Below are 19,170 nucleotides of genomic sequence, written 5' to 3'. Positions count from 1 at the left end.
AAATTCCGGCTCTCCACAACCGGTAACTATTAGTTTGTTGTTTCCGTTTGGTTTGGCCAAATCAGCGCATTGTGCTGTAACTTCCAATGGTAAACACCCCATGTGAGGACCATTGACACCACGCCAATAGTTAATAGCACGGCTAAGTCGCCACCAACATGACCGCCAATTGAAATGACTTCACGGAAGGCGTGCACTGAATAGGTCATTGGCATCCATGGATGAATAGCTTGAAAGAAGCCATTTGATAATTCAATTGGATATGAACCAGCACTCGCACTTAATTGCAGTACCAGCGCCACAATCATGAGGCCCGAACCTAATTTACCAAACATGATACTAAAGAGCAAGACAAATTGATTAAAGGCAAATGCAACGACTAATGCCACAATGTACAGCATGACCACATTTTCTGGATGTAAGCCATCTACTAACAACAATAACGTGGTAATAATGAGGGCTTGGGCAATCCAAACAGGTATATTCACTGTTTGCTTATCGGCCCACCAAGCAAAGCCACTACGTGGCTTTTTAGCGACTGTTACAAAGTCATAAATCGCACTAAACGTAATCATACCAACAAAGAGGCCAACTGACATCATATAAGGTGTCATCCCTGTCCCGTTATTGTCCACATTCGAGTAGTTCTTTTGGGTTTGCTTAACAGGTTGCGTCAAGGCCTTCACGTTACTTGGTTGACTATGAATCTGATCAAGTTGAATAGCACCATCCGCAAGCTTGGCTGCTAAGGTCATCGTGCCATCTTGCGCTTGTCCCAAAGCAGAAACCGCTTGGGCAGTACCCGTCGTCAGCTGTTGCGTACCTTGGTTCAATTGACCGGCCCCCGTCGTCAATTGCCCGTTTTTAGCTGTCAGTTGCCCAAGACCACGATTTAATTGTGCGGCCCCAGCTGAAAGTTGGCCATTTCCTTGTGCCAATTGACCAGCACCTGCTTGCAACTGTGCAGCTGCTGTCGTGACTTGTTGTTGACCAGCATTAACTTGACCAGCACCAGTTGCTAATTTTTGCGCTGCTGGCACAAATTGTTGTGATAATAATTGGCTCAATTGCGTTAAGCTACCGTTTAAGCCATCAATAGCAGCTTTATTACCGGCTTGTGCCTGCGCAACCCCAGCTTGTAATTGCGCTAATTTCGTTTTGAAACCATCAAGTTTTGGCAGCAACCCCTTTAATTGCGCCAAACTGTTTGCTAGACTTGCTGCAGCTTGGCCACTTTGCGTTAAATGACCTTTCAGGTCATTGGTTGTGGCACTAAATTGTTGGGCAATATCTGGATTAGCGGCTAGAAAAGCTTGAAACTTTGGATCGTTTGCTAACTTGCCTAGTTGCGCAGCATCTGTGCTTGCCCCCGTCAAGCCAGCCTGTAAGTCCTGTCCCGCTTGTGTCATTGCTTGGGTATCAGGTGTTTCAGGTAATTTAATGGCATTCACAGACTGAGTCAATGTTGTCAAACCATCTTCTAAGGCCTTTAATTGAGATGCCTTTGCCGATTGCCCTTGGACAATCCCATCGCTCAATTCTTGTAACTTAGTAGCTAATTGTTGTGCACCATCCGCAACTTGTTGACTTCCAACTGCTAACTTTGGGGCATTTTGGGCTAATTGCGACGTCCCTACTGCTAACTGATTAGCGCCATTAGCAGCTGTTGCCGCACCACTAGCGAGCTGCCCAGCACCACCATTAGCTTGGGCGACACCTTGTGTGTACTGTGCTAAACCTGTTGCCAAAGTTGAAGTGCCTTGTGATAAGGCTTGCGCCCCATTGTTGAGTTGGCGACTACCATCAGCTAATTGACCCAAGCCATTATTGAGCTGACGAGCGCCATCCGAACCAGCTAGAAAACCTTTTTGAGAAGCTGCTGTTGCTGACAAAATTGTCTTATTATAGACACTTTGCAGTGAGCGGTTGACACTATCTTGAATCTTAACCGCTGCTGAACTTGTCATTTTTTCTGCAATAAAACTCTGTCCGGCATTTTGGGCAATGGCAATTTTAGCATACTTTGGTTGATCACTCAGCAATGTTCCTGCATTACGTGTAAAGTTCTTAGGAATGGTAATAGTCATATAATAATGACCAGATGCTAAGCCATCCCGAGCCTGTTGCGAGGAAACTTCTCGTAATTTTAACGGTTGTTCTCGCAATAATTTATCGGTTAAGTCTTGTCCTAAATGTTGTGTCTTACCGTTAATCTTGGCCGGCTGATCATTGTTCACAATGGCCACCGGCAAATGGTCTAATCTACCGTAGGTATCCCACAATGATGACAAGAAAATTACAGCATAAATACTTGGAATCATGGCAATTCCAACTAATAATAATTTCAATCCACGCAGCTTACCAATTCGCTGCCATTCTTCACTTTGCCAAAACTTCATGCGCTGCCTCTTTTTTTCGTGTACTTTTTTTATCTATGGATATATTATATACACGGATAGGACGAATTGCAAACAAAAAAAGCAAAATTTCTTTTGCTTTTCTGTCATTGCTATTAAGTTTAAATCATGTCAATCAAAAGTTGCTTGATTTCAGCTAAGCTTGGTTGGCGTGGGTTACCAGGCGTGCACTGATCATTGTAGACAAGATCTGTCAATTGATCAACACTCTTCATCAAAGTAGCTTCAGTAACGCCGTTTTCTGACAATGTCAAGTCAACGTCGATTGACTTAGCCAAGTCCTTCACTGCGGCAATCAATGATTCTACCAATTCAGCATCTGTGTTACCCTTCAAGCCAAGGTAGCGGGCGATATCAGCGTAATCCTTTTGTGCTGTGTATGTTTCATAGCGAGGATATGGTGTGCGCTTAACGTTACCTGTCACAGCATTGAACTTAATCACATGTGGCATAGCAATCGCGATTGACAAACCGTGAGCCAAACCGAATTCACCACCAATCTTGTGTGCAAGTGAGTGGTTGATACCAAGGAAGGCGTTGGCAAATGACATACCAGCAAGTGTTGAAGCATAGTGCATCTTCGTACGTGCGTTTTGACCTTCCTTTGTTGGGTTCTTTGGATCGTAGTTGTATGATGTTGTCAAGTTTTCAAAAATCAACTTGATAGCTTCCAAAGCCCATGGGCGTGTGAATTCTGATGCCATCACTGAAACATATGATTCAAAGGCATGTGACAAAGCATCCAATCCTGAGAAGGCAACTGTACGCTTTGGCACAGTCATTACGAATTCTGGGTCGACAATAGCGACTTCTGGTGTCAATTCGTAATCGGCCAATGGATACTTCACGTGTGTTTCATCGTCTGTAATAACGGCGAATGGTGTCACTTCAGAACCAGTACCTGATGTTGTTGGAATGGCAACCATTTGTGTCAAACGTGCGTGGTAGAACTTCACGATACGCTTACGGATGTCCATGAACTTTTGTTGCAATTCCATGAACAATTCCTTGATACCTTCTTCGTCTGACAAAATACCTTCGTGACGTGTTGAGTATTCGTACAAGAAGCGACCAATCTTACCGGCATCAAGCGCTGAACCACCACCAAGCAAGATAACAGTATCAGGCTTGAAGTCAGCCATTTGACGTGCAATTTCAACCGCTTGTGACAATGTTGGGTCTGGTTGTACTGAGCCATAGATTGATGTTTCAACTTGTTCTTGACGCAATTCTAATTGGCTCAAAACCTTACCAACGAAGCCGAATTGTACCATACCTGGATCGGCCACGATGAAGGCACGCTTAACTGATGGCAAATCTTGCAAATAAGTGATTGCGTTAGCTTCGTAGTAAACTTCCTTTGGCAAACGAATCCACTGTGGACGGTTACGACGACGCGCCACTGTTTTAATATTAAGCAAATCGTATGTTGACAAGTTGTGAGACAATGAATTCTTCCCCCATGATCCGGTACCAAGCGTCAATGATGGGCGCATAGCATCTGTATAGATATCACCGACACCACCGATTGAATCTGGTTGGTTAACCAAGATACGTGATGCACCGATAGCATCAGCATATTCCTTAATAAATGGATCATCTTGTGATCCGATTTGAATAGCCGCGTTGTGTCCGGCACCTTGATAGTCTAAGAGTGCTTGTACAGTGTCGATAGCTTCTTCACGTGTGTCGACCTTATAAAGTGACAACAATGGTGATAGCTTTTCTGATGACAAGGCTTCACCGATGTTCTTGCGGTCTAATTCAAACAACAAGACATCCTTACCTTCAGGAATCTTAACACCAGCTTGTTCAGCAATCCAACGACCTGACATACCAGCAACTGGACCAGCAACACCAAAGCCTTCTGCATTTGGCTTGAAGACGAAGTCAGCAATCTTCTTGTAGTCCTTCTTAGGTACCAAGTAAGCACCTTGTTCTTGCAACTTTTGCAAAATTTCATCATAAACAGGAGCTTGGATAACCGCTGAGTTTTCAGTGGCACAGATCATACCGTTATCAAAACGCTTTGACAACAACAAGTCAGATACCGCACGGTCTGTGTCAACAGTTGCATCGATATAAACCGCACCGTTACCGGCACCAACACCCATTGAAGGGTTACCTGACTTCAAGGCTGCGTTAACCATTGATGGGCCACCAGTAGCCAAGATTGAGGCAATACCTGGGTTTTGGATCAAAGCTGTTGTTGCATAAATTGATGGTGTTTCAATCCATTGGATGAAGTTCTTAGGTGCGCCAGCCTTCACCGCTGCTTCATAAACAATTTGTGCAGCGTGGGCTGAAGCCTTTTGTGCTTGTGGATGGAAAGCAAAGATAATTGTGTTACGTGTCTTTGCTGTCAACATTGCCTTAAAGATTGTTGTTGACGTTGGATTAGTTGTTGGTACGATACCAGCCAATACACCAAGTGGTGCAGCTACTTCAACCTTTCCTTGGATTTTATCTTCACTAATGACACCAACTGTCTTATCAAACTTGATGGCGTTATAAACAGATTCTGAAGCAAAACGGTTCTTTGTATCCTTATCTTCAACAACTCCACGACCAGTTTCGTCGTGTGCTTCGTGCGCCAATAGCAATGAGTTTTCTGATCCAGCCAATGCCATTGCTGCAACAATCTTATCAACTTGTTCTTGTGTATATGTTGAGAATTCAGCCAAAGCCTTTTGAGACTTTTCAACCAATTCTGCTGTCATTTTTTCAGCTTGTGCTTGTAATTCCGCCTTTTCTTCTGGCGTCAAAGCCTTCTTTGCGGGCTTCTTTTCATTTGAGTCTACCATAATGACTACTCCTTTTATCGTTTGCTCATTTATTAACAATATAAGTATATAACAGCCTGGTTTAAAATGCAAGTTTTTCAGAAACATTTTTTAAAACGTTGATTAATCAGCATTTTAAAACAATTTTATCACTATTATATTTTTGTGCATTTATATACAATGTCAATTAAAAAGGCGAATTGATCACAAAAATCACTGTTAACAACCCGAATAAAACAACATATAAAGAGCGTAGCGCTAAATAGCGCTACGCTCTTTATATAGATATGCTTAATGGAATACCATGCCACCGTCAACAACAATTGTTTGCCCAGTCACATAGTTAGAATCTTCTCCAGCTAGGAAACTCACGACATTAGCAACATCTTCAGGTTCACTCAAACGACCAAGCGCAATCCCATCAGAGAATTGTGCCATCCCCCACTCATCATCTTTGCCAGCATTTTGCCCGACTTCGTGCGCAATGTCCCACATCATTGGTGTTTTAACAATTCCTGGCGCAAAGGCATTCACCGTGATACCAAATTCAGCTAATTCCTTAGCTGTGGTTTGAGTAATACCGCGAATCGCAAATTTCGTTGAACCATACGCCGTCAAATTAGGATTTCCTTGTACGCCCGCTTGAGATGTTGCGTTAATAATTTTACCGCCGTGTCCAAGTGACATAAAGGCATCCGCGGCTGCCTGTGTCCCCCAGACTACACCATTCACATTAATCCCCCAAGTCCAGTTCATATCTTCTTCAGTAACCGACATAATTGGCGTTGTTGGTGCCACGCCTGCGTTATTGACGATAACATTGAATTCACCAAATTTTTCTTTTGTTTCAGCAACTGCTGCAAAAACCTCCGCACGTTTTGCTACGTCTGCCTGAATCGCAATGGCTTCGCCACCGTTGTCGTTAATCTTATCCGCTACTTTCTGCACTTTGTCTAAATGACGGCCAACAACTGCTACCTTAAAGCCATCCTTAACCAATCGTTCCGCAATCGCTTGTCCAATACCTTGTCCAGCTCCTGTTACTAATGCTACTTTCGTCATCTTTTAATGCCCTCCTATTGATAACTATTTCACAAACAATATACACCTTATATGTGAATTTGTAAACAATTACGCTTACATGTTGTTACTGCTATAATAAATGCAAGACAATTAATTGGAGAAATGTATGTATTATCTGGATGGTCAATTTTACCAACTTGGGTTGAAGCAAAAAATCAGTTTCTTTGCCATTTCCCTGATGCTTAATTCGTTTGGTAATGGTTTAAGTGTCGCAACAGCCATGGGTTCTGCGCCGTGGACAGCTGGTGCGGCCAACCTTGCGCATCTCACCGGTTGGCAAATCGGGATTTTCCTGGCCCTATTTGCCACATCGATTGCCTTTTTAAATATGTTTCTCGCCATGAACTTTAATTGGATCCGTTTTACAGGAAATGTACTCTTTGGACTATCTTTTAGTTTGTTGGTCGGCATCTTTGCGGCTTTTTTCGTTAAATTAGGGGTTGATGCCATTGCTTGGTATTGGCGTTTATTGCTCGATGTTTTTGCCATTTGGACGATCGGGGTTGCCATTTCCATTTATCAACGCGTGAATTGGGTCTTACACCCCCTAGACGACTTAACGAATATTTTGCGTTTTGACTATTTTCATGGTGATGCTTCAAAAGCTCAGATGAGTAATTTCATCGTCGCGATTGGGATTTCATGCGTGGCCTTTCTCATTAGCCATCAAATTGTCGCGCTTGGCCTGGTCACACTCGTCTCATTCTTTTTTCAAGGTCGCAATATCGCTTGGGCTGACCGCCATATCTTTAAACATCTTGTTCACGGCGATGTCCGTGGTGACTAAAAAAGCAACGGCCATATTGGTCGTTGCTTTTTATATTAACGATAACGCTGACTTGTACTAGTTTTTCCTAGCGACAGCCAAGCTGTCAGTAATAAACTCACTATCACTGGTAACCACCACATTTTCATCAATATTGGTAATTGCAAGTGATCGATTAACAATAGACTGACAAATAAAATATTCAGGCTCAACGGTACAACTTGCCACCACCCTGAATAACCCATATCATGTAACCTTCTCGTGTATAAAGCTACGGTTGGCAAAACAACAATGATTGACATAAAACACGACACCATCACAACAAGCATCACCGTTGCTTCAACCGCACTCGTTTCCGTTTGTGCCGCAGCTTGCCGGCCAAAAAAGGCACCTAGCCGAGCGACTGCCACAATGATGCTGGCCACAATAATAGACACACTCCCCCAAAACCACACAACCCAATTGAACGCACGACGTGAACTTGTCCCACGAAAATTGGTATACTGCTTAAAAAAGTCAGCTAAGGCCCCCCACGCTGTCATTACCTATTTCCCCCTTTGATAGCTTGCTATTCATCTTACCATATCTTAAAAAATTAAAAAAATTTTTCAATATTTTATTCACCTTGTTCACAGGATTTCAACCGTATCCCGCCATGATAAGATGCGGTTAACCGAGATAAAATGTTAAAATATGAAGATAATCCCTATGAATAAAATCACACAACCAAAGGCAGCAACTATGACCACAACGCCAATTGAAAAACCACGCATTACCATCACAAATGTTATCTGGAGTCTCGACCCCGAGACACTAGCGGTGAAACTCCTATTAATCAAACGTGCAGACAGCCCTTTCCAGAATTTTTGGGCATTACCTGAGACTTGGTTACGTGTCGATGAGAGTGCCCACGAGGCCACTTTGCGGCTTGTTAAAGAAAAACTCGGTCTCGACTTGCCCAATGTCCACGCTGAACAGCTGGCAACATTTACCGAGCCTAACCGCTCGCCCGGCGAACGTGCCTTGTCACTCAGCTATATGACCTTCTTACCAAGTTATCCGACACTCCAGCCCGGGCCTGGTGCGCTGGATGCCCAGTGGTTTACGCTGAAAAAACACCCGTCAGGCTTATTTAGCTTCAAGTATCAGGATTTAGCTTTCCAAACACTCGTTGCCGATGACTACATCACCCACCAGGATCCAACCAAGCGTCTCGCTTTTGACCACAATTGGATTCTCACCGTTGCTACCCAGCGCATTATCAATAAATTAGACTATCAACCGACCATTTTGCTGATTTTGGGATCGGACTTTACGCTTAAAATGGCGCGCCATGTTTTTGAAAGTTTTGGTAAAAAAGAGCCTGATAATTCTAACTTTTTACGGAATCATCAACACTTACTGCGACCACTTGGTTCAAGTAGCCAAAATCGCCCCGGCCGCCCAGCTAAAAAATATCAGTTGCTTATTCAATAACGCTAGTGTACAATCGCCTTAATTAATAAAAGTAAAAAAAACTTTTATTAGCAAAGAAGGAGATTTTGTCATGGTCAATTCAAAACGTCTGTTGCTCGTCGTCGGCACTGCCTGGATGATCGATGCGCTAGACGTCGCTTTATTGTCGTTTATGATGCCCCTATTGAAGACAGAATGGACGCTAAACGAGACCCAGCTTGGGTTAGTCGGTGCCATCACGTCTGTGGGTATGATGATTGGTGCGTTGTTGTGTGGTAAATTATCGGATCGTTTTGGGCGCAGACGCGTCCTGATGTGGACGCTCGTCCTGTTTTCTTTGAGTAATTTAGCGCTGGCTTTTGCCCCAAACCTCGCCTGGTTTATGGTGATTCGCTTTATTACCGGGGTTGGTTTAGGTGGTGAATTACCCGTTGCAGCAGCCCTGATTGCGGATCACTATACCGGTACCAAGCGCCATCAAATGTTGGTGTTAGTCGATAGTTTTTGGGCTTATGGTTGGATTATCGCTTCACTAATCGCGTTTTTAATTATCCCCCACTTTGGTTGGCGTACGGCGGCACTCTTGACCGCTAGTTTGTCACTTTATGCCTGGTATCTCAGGCATCATCTCCCAGAAGATACAATCACGCCCAAGCAACAAGCAACACCCGCCTTTCGGACATTATGGTCACCCGAACACCGCTGGCCATTGCTTAATATCAGTCTGGTCTGGTTCATCATCATGTTAACGTACTATGGGATTTTCCTCTGGTTGCCAAGTGTGTTGGTTTTACGCGGCTTTTCCGTTGTGCGCTCACTTGGTTATACCCTAGGTATGAGCATTGCCCAATTACCCGGTTACTATTTAGCCGCCTATCTCTTAACTAAAATCAACTTAAAAAAATTACTCAGTATTTATCTGCTGGGAACAATCGTTGCCAGCCTCGTTTTTGGTCTGGCACACAGCACGCCAGTGATTCTGATTGCTGGTGCTTGGTTATCGTTCTTTGACCTTGGTGCCTGGGGCATTCTGATCGCCTTAACGCCCAGCCTCTTTCCCCAAGCCATTCGTGGCACCGCAATGGGGTCAGCCCAATCCGTTGGCCGTTTAGGGGCAACCATCGGACCATTCTTGGTCGGCTGGTTACTCGATGCCAATTTTGGTATCAGTGGCGTTTTCGGCCTCTTTGTCGGCCTACTATTGATAGCCATGGCACTGATTATTTTTGGGATTAAAAACCAAAACTCCCAGATAAATTAACAATGACACTAAAAAGACGCCAATTTTTTGGTGTCTTTTTTAATTTTGAGACCGTACAGCACCTGCTGGTGAGACAAGCAAATAAAACGTATTTGCTGTGGTATCGCCAAGCTCTTAATCACACTTTTAGGCTTAAAAACTATGGTAAGATAGTAAGCATGATAACGTCGTGCTTCCCCAAAAAGTACGACTACTGCAACGGTCAGTGGTTTCACTAGACACTGTGTCTTGACGTCATGTGCGCATGCGACTTGCCAATACCGTACTTACCTAGCGCCTCTAAAATAATGTAAAGCATGCCAAAATCTATGAACCACGCCAAGAAAAAAAGATTCCCACTCGTACTTGTTCCACTACTCCTCGTGTTTAGTCTGCTGATTACACACCGGTTGTTGGAAAAAAACGCCTTGAATACTGTCGATTCTCCAGTTATTGCGTTATCCGAAAAATTACAGCATCAGCCAGATTCTGCCCTTAAACAACAATGGCAAACCATCTTGCATCACCAAGGTTCAGATGTGAATATTGGTGTCTACAATGCGCTCACAAAACAAACCACCATCTATAATAGCAACACCTCAGCAACTTATCCCACTGCCAGCATTGTCAAAGTGAGTGTCTTGGCCAATTTATTACGTATGAGTCAGTCTGATGATGCGTCGCTTTCACCAACCGAAAAAACACTAGCGGAGAGTATGATCGTTGATTCAGATAACGATGCCACCACCACTCTATTAAATACCTATCAAGATGGTTATACCGGCCCAGACGATTTATTTAGTACCCTACACATGACACAAAGTAAAATGAATCCGGATGCCTGGGGGATGACTACAACAACGGCACAAGACCAACTTAAATTACTTAATGCTTTAGCCTATGGCCAAAAGTCGCCACTGAATCGTTCAGATCGTCATTATGTGCTCCATTTAATGGCTAATGTGAGTCCCGATCAAGATTGGGGCATCAGTAAAGGCATCCCTGATAACGCCACGATACAACTTAAAAATGGTTGGTTGGACTCAGACGACGATGACGGTTGGATTGTGAATTCAATTGGTCATATCCAAACAAAGGACAGCAATTATACGATTGCCGTCCTCACGAACGGTAACGCAACTGAAGCAGATGGTATTGATTTAATTGAAAGTCTATCGTTGGCAACGGCACAGCAATTAAAAGCCAACTAACTCATGATTAAAAATAACGTCTTACTAACAGTGTACGTCTTGTCGCATACGTACGCTTTTTTTGCACAAAAAAACGCTGTATCAAGGTTTTAAACCTGATACAGCGTTTTTAAAACAGTAGTGGAGAAGAAGGGATTCGAACCCTCGCACGCTTTAACACGTCTACACCCTTAGCAAGGGCGCCTCTTCAGCCGCTTGAGTACTTCTCCATAACAGATACTATCATACCAAACATAGCTGATAGTATCAAGCGTTTTCATCGATTTGCGCACGATGATCACGTTACTCAAGTGACAATGACTGACACCGTAGGCTAATTAGCCCGTTCTTAGGCGTTTTTGAGTTGGCGTCGGTAGGCCATTAGGTCATGTGAAATATCCTTTGTTGCCGCATAGACTTGTTGATAAATCGCATACACTTGCTCATAGTTAGCCACTGCTTCGGGATTTGGTTCATAAGTTGCGCCAAATGAAATAATTTCACTCGCCGCGTGCTGAACTGAATCATACCAACCTAATCCTGTTGCCGCAATCATAGCAGCACCTAAACCTGGACCTTGTTCGTTGGCCAGTGTGACAACCTTCTTGTTGAAGATATCAGCTTGAATCTGCAACCACAAAGGACTCTTAGCCCCACCACCAATAGCAACGACTGTATCAAATTCAGCGCCTTCACGATCATAAATCGTCATAATGTCTTTAAAGCTGAAAATAATACCTTCCAACACTGCACGAATAAAGTCAGCACGTTGATGGGTGCGATCAATTCCAGTAAAGCTACCACGAATGTCCGCATCTGGATAAGGCGTCCGTTCACCAGAAATATAAGGTGTAAAGATCAACCCGTTCGCCCCAACTGATGATTCAGCCGCTGCATTCACCCATTCTGCAAACGGGATGTCTTGTCCAAAGACAGACTTGAACCAAGCATTGGCATCCCCGGCTGCTAACGTCACGCCCATTGAATAGAAAGTATTCGGAATCGCGTGATTAAAGAAGTGAATGTCTCCGCGATAATCCACATCCGGTTGTGCTTCAAATTTAGCCACCACGCCTGATGTTCCAATCGATGACATCACCATATTTGGTTGTAATAAGCCAGCACCCACAGCACCCGCTGCATTATCGGCCGCACCACCAAACACTTTTGTATCGGTTGTTAAGCCAGAGAATGAGGCGTATGTGTCTGAAATATATCCAGCTAAATCTGTTGATTCAATTAATTCTGGGAAGAATGAGGCTGGTAGGTCAAATGCTTCTTGCACTTCTTTTGACCACGCCTTACCGGCAACGTCCAGTGCGACCGTCCCCGCCGCATCTGAATAATCCATCGCCAACTTACCGGTCATCCGGTAACGTAGATAATCCTTTGGCAACAAGAATGTTTTCGCTTGCTTGAAAATTTCTGGTTCGTTTTCTTTAACCCAAAGAATCTTAGGTAATGTGAAACCTTCCAAAGCATGGTTACGCGTAATGGCGACAAACTTGTCTGCCATCTTATCCGCAATTTCTTGCGTTTGCTTTGTTGTACGGGTATCATTCCACAAAATTGCTGGGCGTAGCACTTGATGGTGCTCATCTAATAAGACAAGCCCATGCATTTGGCCGGAATAAGAGATGCCCGCAATATCTTCTGGCTTAATGCCGTCCTTTAAAATTAAGTTCACAATGGCAACTGTTGTCCCATTCACCCAATCTTCAGGATTTTGTTCAGACCAGCCGGGATGTGGTTGTGACAGTGGGTAATCAAAACTTTGCTGCGCAACAATTTGACCCTCACGATCCACAGCAGAAACTTTAACAGATGATGTGCCAAGATCGACACCTAATACAACTTGTGTCATACTTTTTTCTCCAATTGACTTTAATGACTAAAATTATTCGCATGCAGTAATACTGACAATCATGGTAAATTTTATCCTGCATGCTATGTACAAGGCATCGCAACTGACGTTGCGATGCCTTTTCCCACACAACCAATTGCATCAGTTGTTGGCTAAATCGGTATATGTTAATTTTGATTGGAAATTTAATTTAAGGAGAGGAAATTATTTTTTAGGGAGGATATATAATCGGATTAATTTAAATGCTTACTTGCCCAACACTGAGAAAATGTAGTTGTTCAATGTGGCCTTAATTTGTTCTTGGCGACCTGACTTCAATGTTGCATTGATTTCGTCATCTGTCTTGTTTTCCGCATAAGCAGCCAGATCCTTCAATGTCACCTTACCAGCTTCAAAGTCTGCGCCAATACCTGAATCAAATGAAGCATAGCGTTCCTTCAAAATGTTTTCGATAACTTGATCTTCGATCAACTTAGCTGCCACCTTCAAACCAGCAGCATACGTATCCATACCAGCAATGTGAGCGTAGAAGAGATCTTCAAATTCGAAGCTCTGACGACGTGGCTTTGAATCGAAGTTCAAACCACCTGTTGGCAAACCACCATTCTTCAAGAATTCATACATGACCAATGTAGCTTCATAAATGTCATTTGGGAATTCATCGATATCCCAACCTGTTAGCTTGTCACCCATGTTGGCATCAAGTGAACCAAGCAAGCCAGCTTCACGCGCAAAGCGAACTTCATGTTCATAAGTATGACCAGCTAAGTAAGTGTGGTTACCTTCCAAGTTTAACTTGAATGTGTCTTCCAAACCATATGTCTTTAAGAACGCAATCGTTGTTTGCACATCAAAGTCATATTGGTGTTGTGTTGGTTCCTTTGGCTTTGGTTCAATCAAGAATTGACCTGTGTAACCAATTTCATCGGCATAGTCCTTAGCCAACTTGAAGAATGCTGCGATGTGGTCCAATTCACGCTTTGTGTCTGTATTCAAGAGGAAGTCATAACCTTCACGACCACCCCAGAAAACATAAGATTCTGAACCCAAACGCTTGGCGATGTCAAGTGAGTGCTTAATTTGACCAGCGGCATAAGCAAAGACTTCGGCAAATGGTGTTGTTGCCCCACCAGCTAAGAAACGCTTGTTAGTGAAGAGTGAGGCTGTGTTCCAAAGCACCTTCTTGCCAGTTTCTTGCATCTTTTGTTCGATCTTGTCGATCACCTTGTCAAGGTTCGCATTTGTTTCGGCTAATGTCTTACCTTCTGGTGCCAAGTCGCGATCGTGGAAAGCAAAGTATTCAATACCTGTCTTGTCCAAAAATTCGAACATGTAGTCGACTTTTGCCAACGCTGCGGCCATTTCATCGCCGTCACCCGCATTATCCCATGGGCGTACTGCTGTGCCTTCACCAAACGGATCTGTCAAACGTTGATCCATTGTGTGCCAGTAGGCAACTGAAAACTTGAGCCATTCGCTCATCTTCTTGCCGGCAACAACTTCATCAGCGTTATAGTAATGGTACCCATCACCAGCTGTTAGTGACTTATTGCCAACATAAGTCACTTTTGGAAATGAAAACAATTCTGACATGTATTACTCCTTCTGGACATTAACGTCCCTATCAATTTAATCTTATGTTGGTTGGTTTACACAACCAACTTACAACTATATTGTATACGCTTTCATTCCTAAGCGCAACCCTTTTTGTATAAAATTATTTCATTAAATTTTTACAGGATAATAAAAAAACCCTGACTGGGTTTTAGTGTGTAAATACTAATGGTAGTTCCTCTAAATCAAGGATTTTTCGAGTCATGGCTGCCGCACCACCAAGTAGTGTTGCTTCATAGACCGAGCGATTTGCAAACAAAATTTCACTCTCATTCGTTGGATTCATATGTTGATAAGCTTCGATCACACGACTAAGTAAATCCGGCATTTCCGCAATAAACCGTGAATGAATAAATAATGCTTGGGGCGCAGTCGTTTGAATGATATTGTAGGCGACTTGGGCAATGCCGATTACCCAATCATCTAACAAACGCGTGCTCACCGCATTGTTCTGGTTGGCAAAAGTGACAAACGCATCACGATTTGCCACTGGATTTTCCGTCAAAGCTGCAAGTCGCGCCAACATCGCATCTTCTGAATATAAATCTTCGACACGGATAGGATCGTTGTGTGCCATGGCCACAATACTGCGCCCGACTTCACCCGCATCCCCTTGCATCCCACGATAAAGTTGACCATCAATAATGATGCCAGCACCAATACCATAATGGATGTTCAAAGCCACTAAATTATCATACTGCGCTGTCCGGTAATAGTCATGGTAGTCACGAATATAAACGGCCGCTGAATTCGCCTCATTTTCTAACATCACCGGCACACCGCCGACTTTTTCAAGTGTTGCCGCGATATCAACGTTACGGTAATCAAAAAACGGCGAATACACGACCTGATTATGATTCACCACACCGTGAATCCCCACAGCAATCCCCATTAAACCTTCTTGGGTGCCATGTTTTTTATTTTTATGAGCTTTCACATGCTGACTCATCAGTGCCAGCACTTCATCAATGGCGCGCCCATCAACTAGTTCTGCGCTTTGAGAAATAACTTCACCACTAAGACGGACCAAAGCCATACGCAAATGATAACGTCCCATATCAAAACTCATCACATAGCCATATCGCCGATTAAAACGAATCATTTTGGCTTTGCGCCCACCCGTTTCAGTCGTTGTCCCTTCACCAAGGTCTTCAATAAACCCTAATTTATCCAAATCACGGTAAATTGAACTAATCGTTGATTTGTGAAGGTTTAAATCGACAGCCAACTGCGCCCGCGATGTTTCCTTCGCGTTAAATAATGCTTGTAACACGAGACGTTGATTATGATCTCTCATTGTGAGTTGATCTGATTTATCCATGTTTACCGACACTCCATTTCAAAGGACTGATGCTACGAATAGCTATTTTTGCGACAATCGTCGCCGGATAACCAAGTCACGATAACTCGTTATCAGCAATCATTACACTTTTTGTTCGATTATATATTTATTGTACGTGAACTCAGCATATCCTTCAAGCCATACCTTAAACATCACCCATTCCCATTTTTAATGCCAATAAAAAATGGATCTTCAAAGAAGATCCATTTAAATCAATTAATCAAAACGTTGTTCTGACTTTTCCCATGAGAACGAGCCGTCAGCCAGCACACGATCCCCGAGTTCTTTGTAATCAAAGTACTCAAATTCTGCTGTTGAACCATAGCCTGAATAATCCACCGCAGCCAAACCAACATAAGCGCCAGTAAAGAAGCCACCATATTCGCGGACAATATAGTCATCTGATAGTACCGCAGCATCTAACACAACACCTGTTGCATGCCATGTTTCCCCGTCAAATGAGTAATAGTACGTATACGTTTCCTTACGGTTTTCAGACTTAAAGTAGACGTATTCTGTCCCGTCAGGAATAACTGGGGCTTGATCACGCAAATATGACGTGTAGCTACCATTGCGGAGACCACCCTTGTTTTCGGCAACTTCGATAACATTTTGGCCAGCATCATTCTTAGTAATGAAAATCCATGACCAATGTGAGTGGTTATAGTAATTCGTTAAACCGGCCATCGCTTGGTAAGAATAAGGCTCAAACTTCACCTTTGTTTCCGCATCAAAGTAGAAGGCTTGCCAACGACGTGCAATCAAAGACAAATCAAACGTATTTGCCAGTGAGCCTTGTCCAATCAATGTTAACTTACCATCACCAGTGTGCCCCATTTTTTCAGTAAATGGTACACGTAGAGTATTCCAGTTAAGGTCTAGCGTTGGTGTGTCAAACTCATCATGTTGTGAATGATCTGCCGGTGCGTCTGTCACAATCGCATCCTTTGGTGCGTCAACGAATGTTTGTCCACCGTGACCACCGACAATCCGTGGCCAACCTTCGTCATCCCATTCAACCTTTTGAATTGCTGTTTCACGACCTAACGTTGACCAACCACGCGGATCCGTGGCACTTTCGTTGGCATGATGCCATGGGCGTGCCGTCAAAGAAGCATAGTACCATTCGTCGCCTGGTGTTGATACCAATGCACCGTGGCCTTGCTTTTGCAAATAAGAATTTGGCGTATCAAAGTTCGTGATAAATGGCCCATCTGGTTCCACCACAAATGACAATTCATCCAATGTCTTTGAACGTGATACCACTTCTTGGTGCGTAAAGATTGTGCCACCTTCTGCAGTGAACAAGTAGTATTCACCGTTAATCTTATACAAGTGTGGCCCTTCGACTAACTTAACATCTGTGCCGGCAAAAATAGTCCGTGCCGTTTCTGGCTTCAACTGCATAGTATCTGTATCAAATTCTGTCAACGTAATACCATCGAACGGATGACGATATTCACGATGATCCCATGTTTGTTGTACCAAATACTTGCGACCATCGTCATCATGGAATAGTGATGCATCAAAGCCAACACCGTTAATCAAAACTGGCTTTGTCCATGGTCCTTGGATTGTTTCAGCTGTTGTCAGATAGTTCTTCATATCCTTGAAGTTACCATCTGTAATTTTCACATCGGTGAAAATCAGCCAGAACTTACCATCCGCATAAGAAAGGTCTGGTGCCCAGATACCGCCAGAAGACGGATTCCCTTTCATATCAAGCATCTCAGTCGTATCAAGTACATTTTTAACTAGGTTCCAGTGAACTAAATCCTTTGATTCATGAATACGAACCCCAGGGAACCATTCAAATGTTGACGTTGCAATGTAATAAGTATCATCCACACGAATAATTGATGGATCCGGATTAAAACCGGGCAATACAGGATTCTGAATCTGCATAATTTTCTCCTATTAACTTAATCTTTCAACAATTAACTATTCTTTTCTTTAAGTTCGCGATTCATTTTATCAACATAAGCGTCAGACAAAGGATAACGGCTAATCACAAACATTGCCAAAAGTGCCAAGATAGCTGGCATCCAAATCATTGACCATTCAATACCTGTCTGGGCAAGTGCTGATTGTGTCAAAGCGCCTGACTTAAAGTCAGTCATTTGAAGCAAATAACCTGGGATAATACCACCCAAAGCTAAACCAATCTTGAAGAAAAGTCCCATGATGGCGTTGATAATGCCGACCACACGCTTACCAGAGATATATTCACCATGCGCCACAACTTCAGGAACCAAGGCCCACATGAAGCCTGTGGCTGATGTCAATCCCCACTGTTGCAAGAAACGACCAGTGAAACCAAGCCAGTCTGCTGATGGTTGCTTTGACCAAGCAAAGAGCAACAATTGACCAACAATGAAGATACTCAAGAATGTATAGAAGAAACCTTTCTTACCTAATGTCGCACGTAGTCGTGGCCACATGACAACCAAGAAAATACCTGGAATTGAGCCAATCAGACCAATTGAGGCCATCAAAGCTGACTTACCACCTTCAGTACCAAAGTTGTATTGCATAAAGTATGGCCATACAGTGTTACCAAAGAACATCAATGTAAAGCCAACAAGGAAGAACATACCTAAGATTTGTAGGGCCTTGTTACGCTTAAATTCCGCAAAGAGATCTGTATACTTAACTTGATCGCCCGCTGTTTCTGCAGGTAACACACGTTCTTTCGTGTTACGGTAAGCCACGAATAGGCTCGCTGCCCCAATCAACATATAGATGCCGTACACTTTAAACCAGGCACCCGCTGCTTCTGGCGCAGCATAATTACCCAAATTCAACTTTAAACCGAACAAGCCAGTGTCTGTTAATTTCGCGTTTGGTGAAGCCAATTGCACAAACAATGGGAAAAGTGTGTACACCAACAAGTTACCAACGTTGGCCAACATCATACGCGTTGATGTCAACTTACCGACTTCTGTTTCATCACGTGTCAATGAGGCGTTCAAGGCACCATAAGGAATATTAACAAATGAGTAAACCAAGGCCGTTGCCATATATGAAACTGTTGCGTAGGCTGTTGTGGCTACTGTACCAGCACCAAGTACCTTAGCGACTGGCAAGAAGAGCAATGCCGCCAAAATAACCAACGGCAAACCAAAGTTTAGCAGGAATGGCCGGTACTTACCGTGTTTTGTGACCCGAGCTTTATCGACAACCGTGCCGACCCAAGGATCCCAAACAACGTTAATCCAACGGACAACCAAAAAGATTGTTGCCCCAACACCAGCAGAAATACCGTTAATGTTCGTCAGATAAAATAGTAAGAAACCACCGACCGTACCGAACACCAAGTTTTGAGCAAAATCGCCCAATCCATAACTCACACGATCCCACGTTGTGAGCTTAGCAAATTCATTATTCTTGTGAACACTTCCGTCCATCTTTCTTCT

General features: G+C 43.4%; 13 protein-coding genes and 1 tRNA gene. 4 read left to right on the top strand and 10 right to left on the bottom strand.

Features of this window, described 5'->3' with window-relative positions; translation table 11 throughout:
* Positions 1-29 precede the first annotated feature (29 nt).
* The 3 genes from FGL80_RS03220 to FGL80_RS03210 all read right to left on the bottom strand — a co-directional run bounded on the left by FGL80_RS03220 (position 30) and on the right by FGL80_RS03210 (position 6,262).
* Positions 30-2,399 (bottom strand): YhgE/Pip family protein, encoded by a 2,370-nt coding sequence (locus tag FGL80_RS03220; RefSeq protein WP_055308484.1) that lies wholly within the window; start codon positions 2,397-2,399, stop codon positions 30-32.
* A 119-nt stretch (positions 2,400-2,518) separates the two neighbouring features.
* The gene (gene adhE / locus FGL80_RS03215; protein WP_147001801.1) at positions 2,519-5,221 is read right to left on the bottom strand and encodes a bifunctional acetaldehyde-CoA/alcohol dehydrogenase; all 2,703 of its coding nucleotides are present in this window, start codon (positions 5,219-5,221) and stop codon (positions 2,519-2,521) included.
* Between the two features lie 270 nt (positions 5,222-5,491).
* Positions 5,492-6,262: a (S)-acetoin forming diacetyl reductase gene (locus tag FGL80_RS03210; RefSeq protein WP_055308486.1), complete on the bottom strand. Its 771-nt coding sequence runs from the start codon at positions 6,260-6,262 to the stop codon at positions 5,492-5,494.
* Between the two features lie 127 nt (positions 6,263-6,389).
* On the opposite strand from FGL80_RS03210, the gene FGL80_RS03205 reads away from it, so the two are divergent.
* The gene (locus tag FGL80_RS03205) at positions 6,390-7,070 is read left to right on the top strand and encodes a DUF6198 family protein (RefSeq protein ID WP_010000748.1); all 681 of its coding nucleotides are present in this window, start codon (positions 6,390-6,392) and stop codon (positions 7,068-7,070) included.
* Positions 7,071-7,105: 35 nt separating this feature from the next.
* On the opposite strand, the gene FGL80_RS03200 is transcribed toward FGL80_RS03205, so the two are convergent.
* Positions 7,106-7,591, bottom strand: a complete 486-nt coding sequence (locus tag FGL80_RS03200) for a DUF805 domain-containing protein (RefSeq protein ID WP_055308487.1) — start codon at positions 7,589-7,591, stop codon at positions 7,106-7,108.
* Positions 7,592-7,790: 199 nt separating this feature from the next.
* Between FGL80_RS03200 and FGL80_RS03195 the strand changes: the two genes are divergently transcribed.
* The 3 genes from FGL80_RS03195 to FGL80_RS03185 all read left to right on the top strand — a co-directional run bounded on the left by FGL80_RS03195 (position 7,791) and on the right by FGL80_RS03185 (position 10,955).
* The gene (locus FGL80_RS03195) at positions 7,791-8,525 is read left to right on the top strand and encodes an NrtR DNA-binding winged helix domain-containing protein (RefSeq protein WP_055308551.1); all 735 of its coding nucleotides are present in this window, start codon (positions 7,791-7,793) and stop codon (positions 8,523-8,525) included.
* Between the two features lie 70 nt (positions 8,526-8,595).
* Complete coding sequence (locus FGL80_RS03190; RefSeq protein ID WP_055308488.1) at positions 8,596-9,765, top strand: MFS transporter; 1,170 nt, start codon at positions 8,596-8,598, stop codon at positions 9,763-9,765.
* 296 nt (positions 9,766-10,061) lie between these two features.
* Positions 10,062-10,955 (top strand): serine hydrolase, encoded by an 894-nt coding sequence (locus FGL80_RS03185; RefSeq protein WP_082424349.1) that lies wholly within the window; start codon positions 10,062-10,064, stop codon positions 10,953-10,955.
* Between the two features lie 121 nt (positions 10,956-11,076).
* Here the strand turns inward: FGL80_RS03185 and FGL80_RS03180 are convergent.
* The 6 genes from FGL80_RS03180 to FGL80_RS03155 all read right to left on the bottom strand — a co-directional run bounded on the left by FGL80_RS03180 (position 11,077) and on the right by FGL80_RS03155 (position 19,161).
* Positions 11,077-11,164, bottom strand: a tRNA-Ser gene (locus FGL80_RS03180).
* A 119-nt stretch (positions 11,165-11,283) separates the two neighbouring features.
* Positions 11,284-12,798 (bottom strand): xylulokinase, encoded by a 1,515-nt coding sequence (gene xylB / locus FGL80_RS03175; RefSeq protein ID WP_055308490.1) that lies wholly within the window; start codon positions 12,796-12,798, stop codon positions 11,284-11,286.
* Between the two features lie 246 nt (positions 12,799-13,044).
* Positions 13,045-14,391, bottom strand: coding sequence for a xylose isomerase (gene xylA, locus FGL80_RS03170; RefSeq protein WP_055308491.1), 1,347 nt, complete (start codon positions 14,389-14,391; stop codon positions 13,045-13,047).
* A gap of 172 nt (positions 14,392-14,563) precedes the next feature.
* Positions 14,564-15,733, bottom strand: a complete 1,170-nt coding sequence (locus tag FGL80_RS03165; RefSeq protein ID WP_055308492.1) for an ROK family protein — start codon at positions 15,731-15,733, stop codon at positions 14,564-14,566.
* A gap of 237 nt (positions 15,734-15,970) precedes the next feature.
* Positions 15,971-17,659 carry a glycoside hydrolase family 43 protein gene (locus FGL80_RS03160; RefSeq protein ID WP_055308493.1) on the bottom strand — a complete coding sequence of 563 codons (1,689 nt, stop codon included), beginning with the start codon at positions 17,657-17,659 and terminating at the stop codon, positions 15,971-15,973.
* 32 nt (positions 17,660-17,691) lie between these two features.
* The gene (locus FGL80_RS03155; RefSeq protein WP_055308494.1) at positions 17,692-19,161 is read right to left on the bottom strand and encodes an MFS transporter; all 1,470 of its coding nucleotides are present in this window, start codon (positions 19,159-19,161) and stop codon (positions 17,692-17,694) included.
* Between the last annotated feature and the right edge of the window lie 9 nt (positions 19,162-19,170).

The organism is Leuconostoc lactis, from assembly GCF_007954625.1.
Taxonomy (GTDB): Bacteria; Bacillota; Bacilli; order Lactobacillales; family Lactobacillaceae; genus Leuconostoc; species Leuconostoc lactis_A.
This window is presented reverse-complemented; position numbering and strand designations above follow the sequence as displayed.

Excerpts from the sequence above, each read along its gene's own strand:
- FGL80_RS03220 (WP_055308484.1), bottom strand. The coding sequence starts at position 2,399 with ATGAAGTTTTGGCAAAGTGAAGAATGGCAGCGAATTGGTAAGCTGCGT.
- adhE (WP_147001801.1), bottom strand. The coding sequence starts at position 5,221 with ATGGTAGACTCAAATGAAAAGAAGCCCGCAAAGAAGGCTTTGACGCCA.
- FGL80_RS03210 (WP_055308486.1), bottom strand. The coding sequence starts at position 6,262 with ATGACGAAAGTAGCATTAGTAACAGGAGCTGGACAAGGTATTGGACAA.
- FGL80_RS03205 (WP_010000748.1), top strand. The coding sequence starts at position 6,390 with ATGTATTATCTGGATGGTCAATTTTACCAACTTGGGTTGAAGCAAAAA.
- FGL80_RS03200 (WP_055308487.1), bottom strand. The coding sequence starts at position 7,591 with ATGACAGCGTGGGGGGCCTTAGCTGACTTTTTTAAGCAGTATACCAAT.
- FGL80_RS03195 (WP_055308551.1), top strand. The coding sequence starts at position 7,791 with ATGACCACAACGCCAATTGAAAAACCACGCATTACCATCACAAATGTT.
- FGL80_RS03190 (WP_055308488.1), top strand. The coding sequence starts at position 8,596 with ATGGTCAATTCAAAACGTCTGTTGCTCGTCGTCGGCACTGCCTGGATG.
- FGL80_RS03185 (WP_082424349.1), top strand. The coding sequence starts at position 10,062 with ATGCCAAAATCTATGAACCACGCCAAGAAAAAAAGATTCCCACTCGTA.
- xylB (WP_055308490.1), bottom strand. The coding sequence starts at position 12,798 with ATGACACAAGTTGTATTAGGTGTCGATCTTGGCACATCATCTGTTAAA.
- xylA (WP_055308491.1), bottom strand. The coding sequence starts at position 14,391 with ATGTCAGAATTGTTTTCATTTCCAAAAGTGACTTATGTTGGCAATAAG.
- FGL80_RS03165 (WP_055308492.1), bottom strand. The coding sequence starts at position 15,733 with ATGGATAAATCAGATCAACTCACAATGAGAGATCATAATCAACGTCTC.
- FGL80_RS03160 (WP_055308493.1), bottom strand. The coding sequence starts at position 17,659 with ATGCAGATTCAGAATCCTGTATTGCCCGGTTTTAATCCGGATCCATCA.
- FGL80_RS03155 (WP_055308494.1), bottom strand. The coding sequence starts at position 19,161 with ATGGACGGAAGTGTTCACAAGAATAATGAATTTGCTAAGCTCACAACG.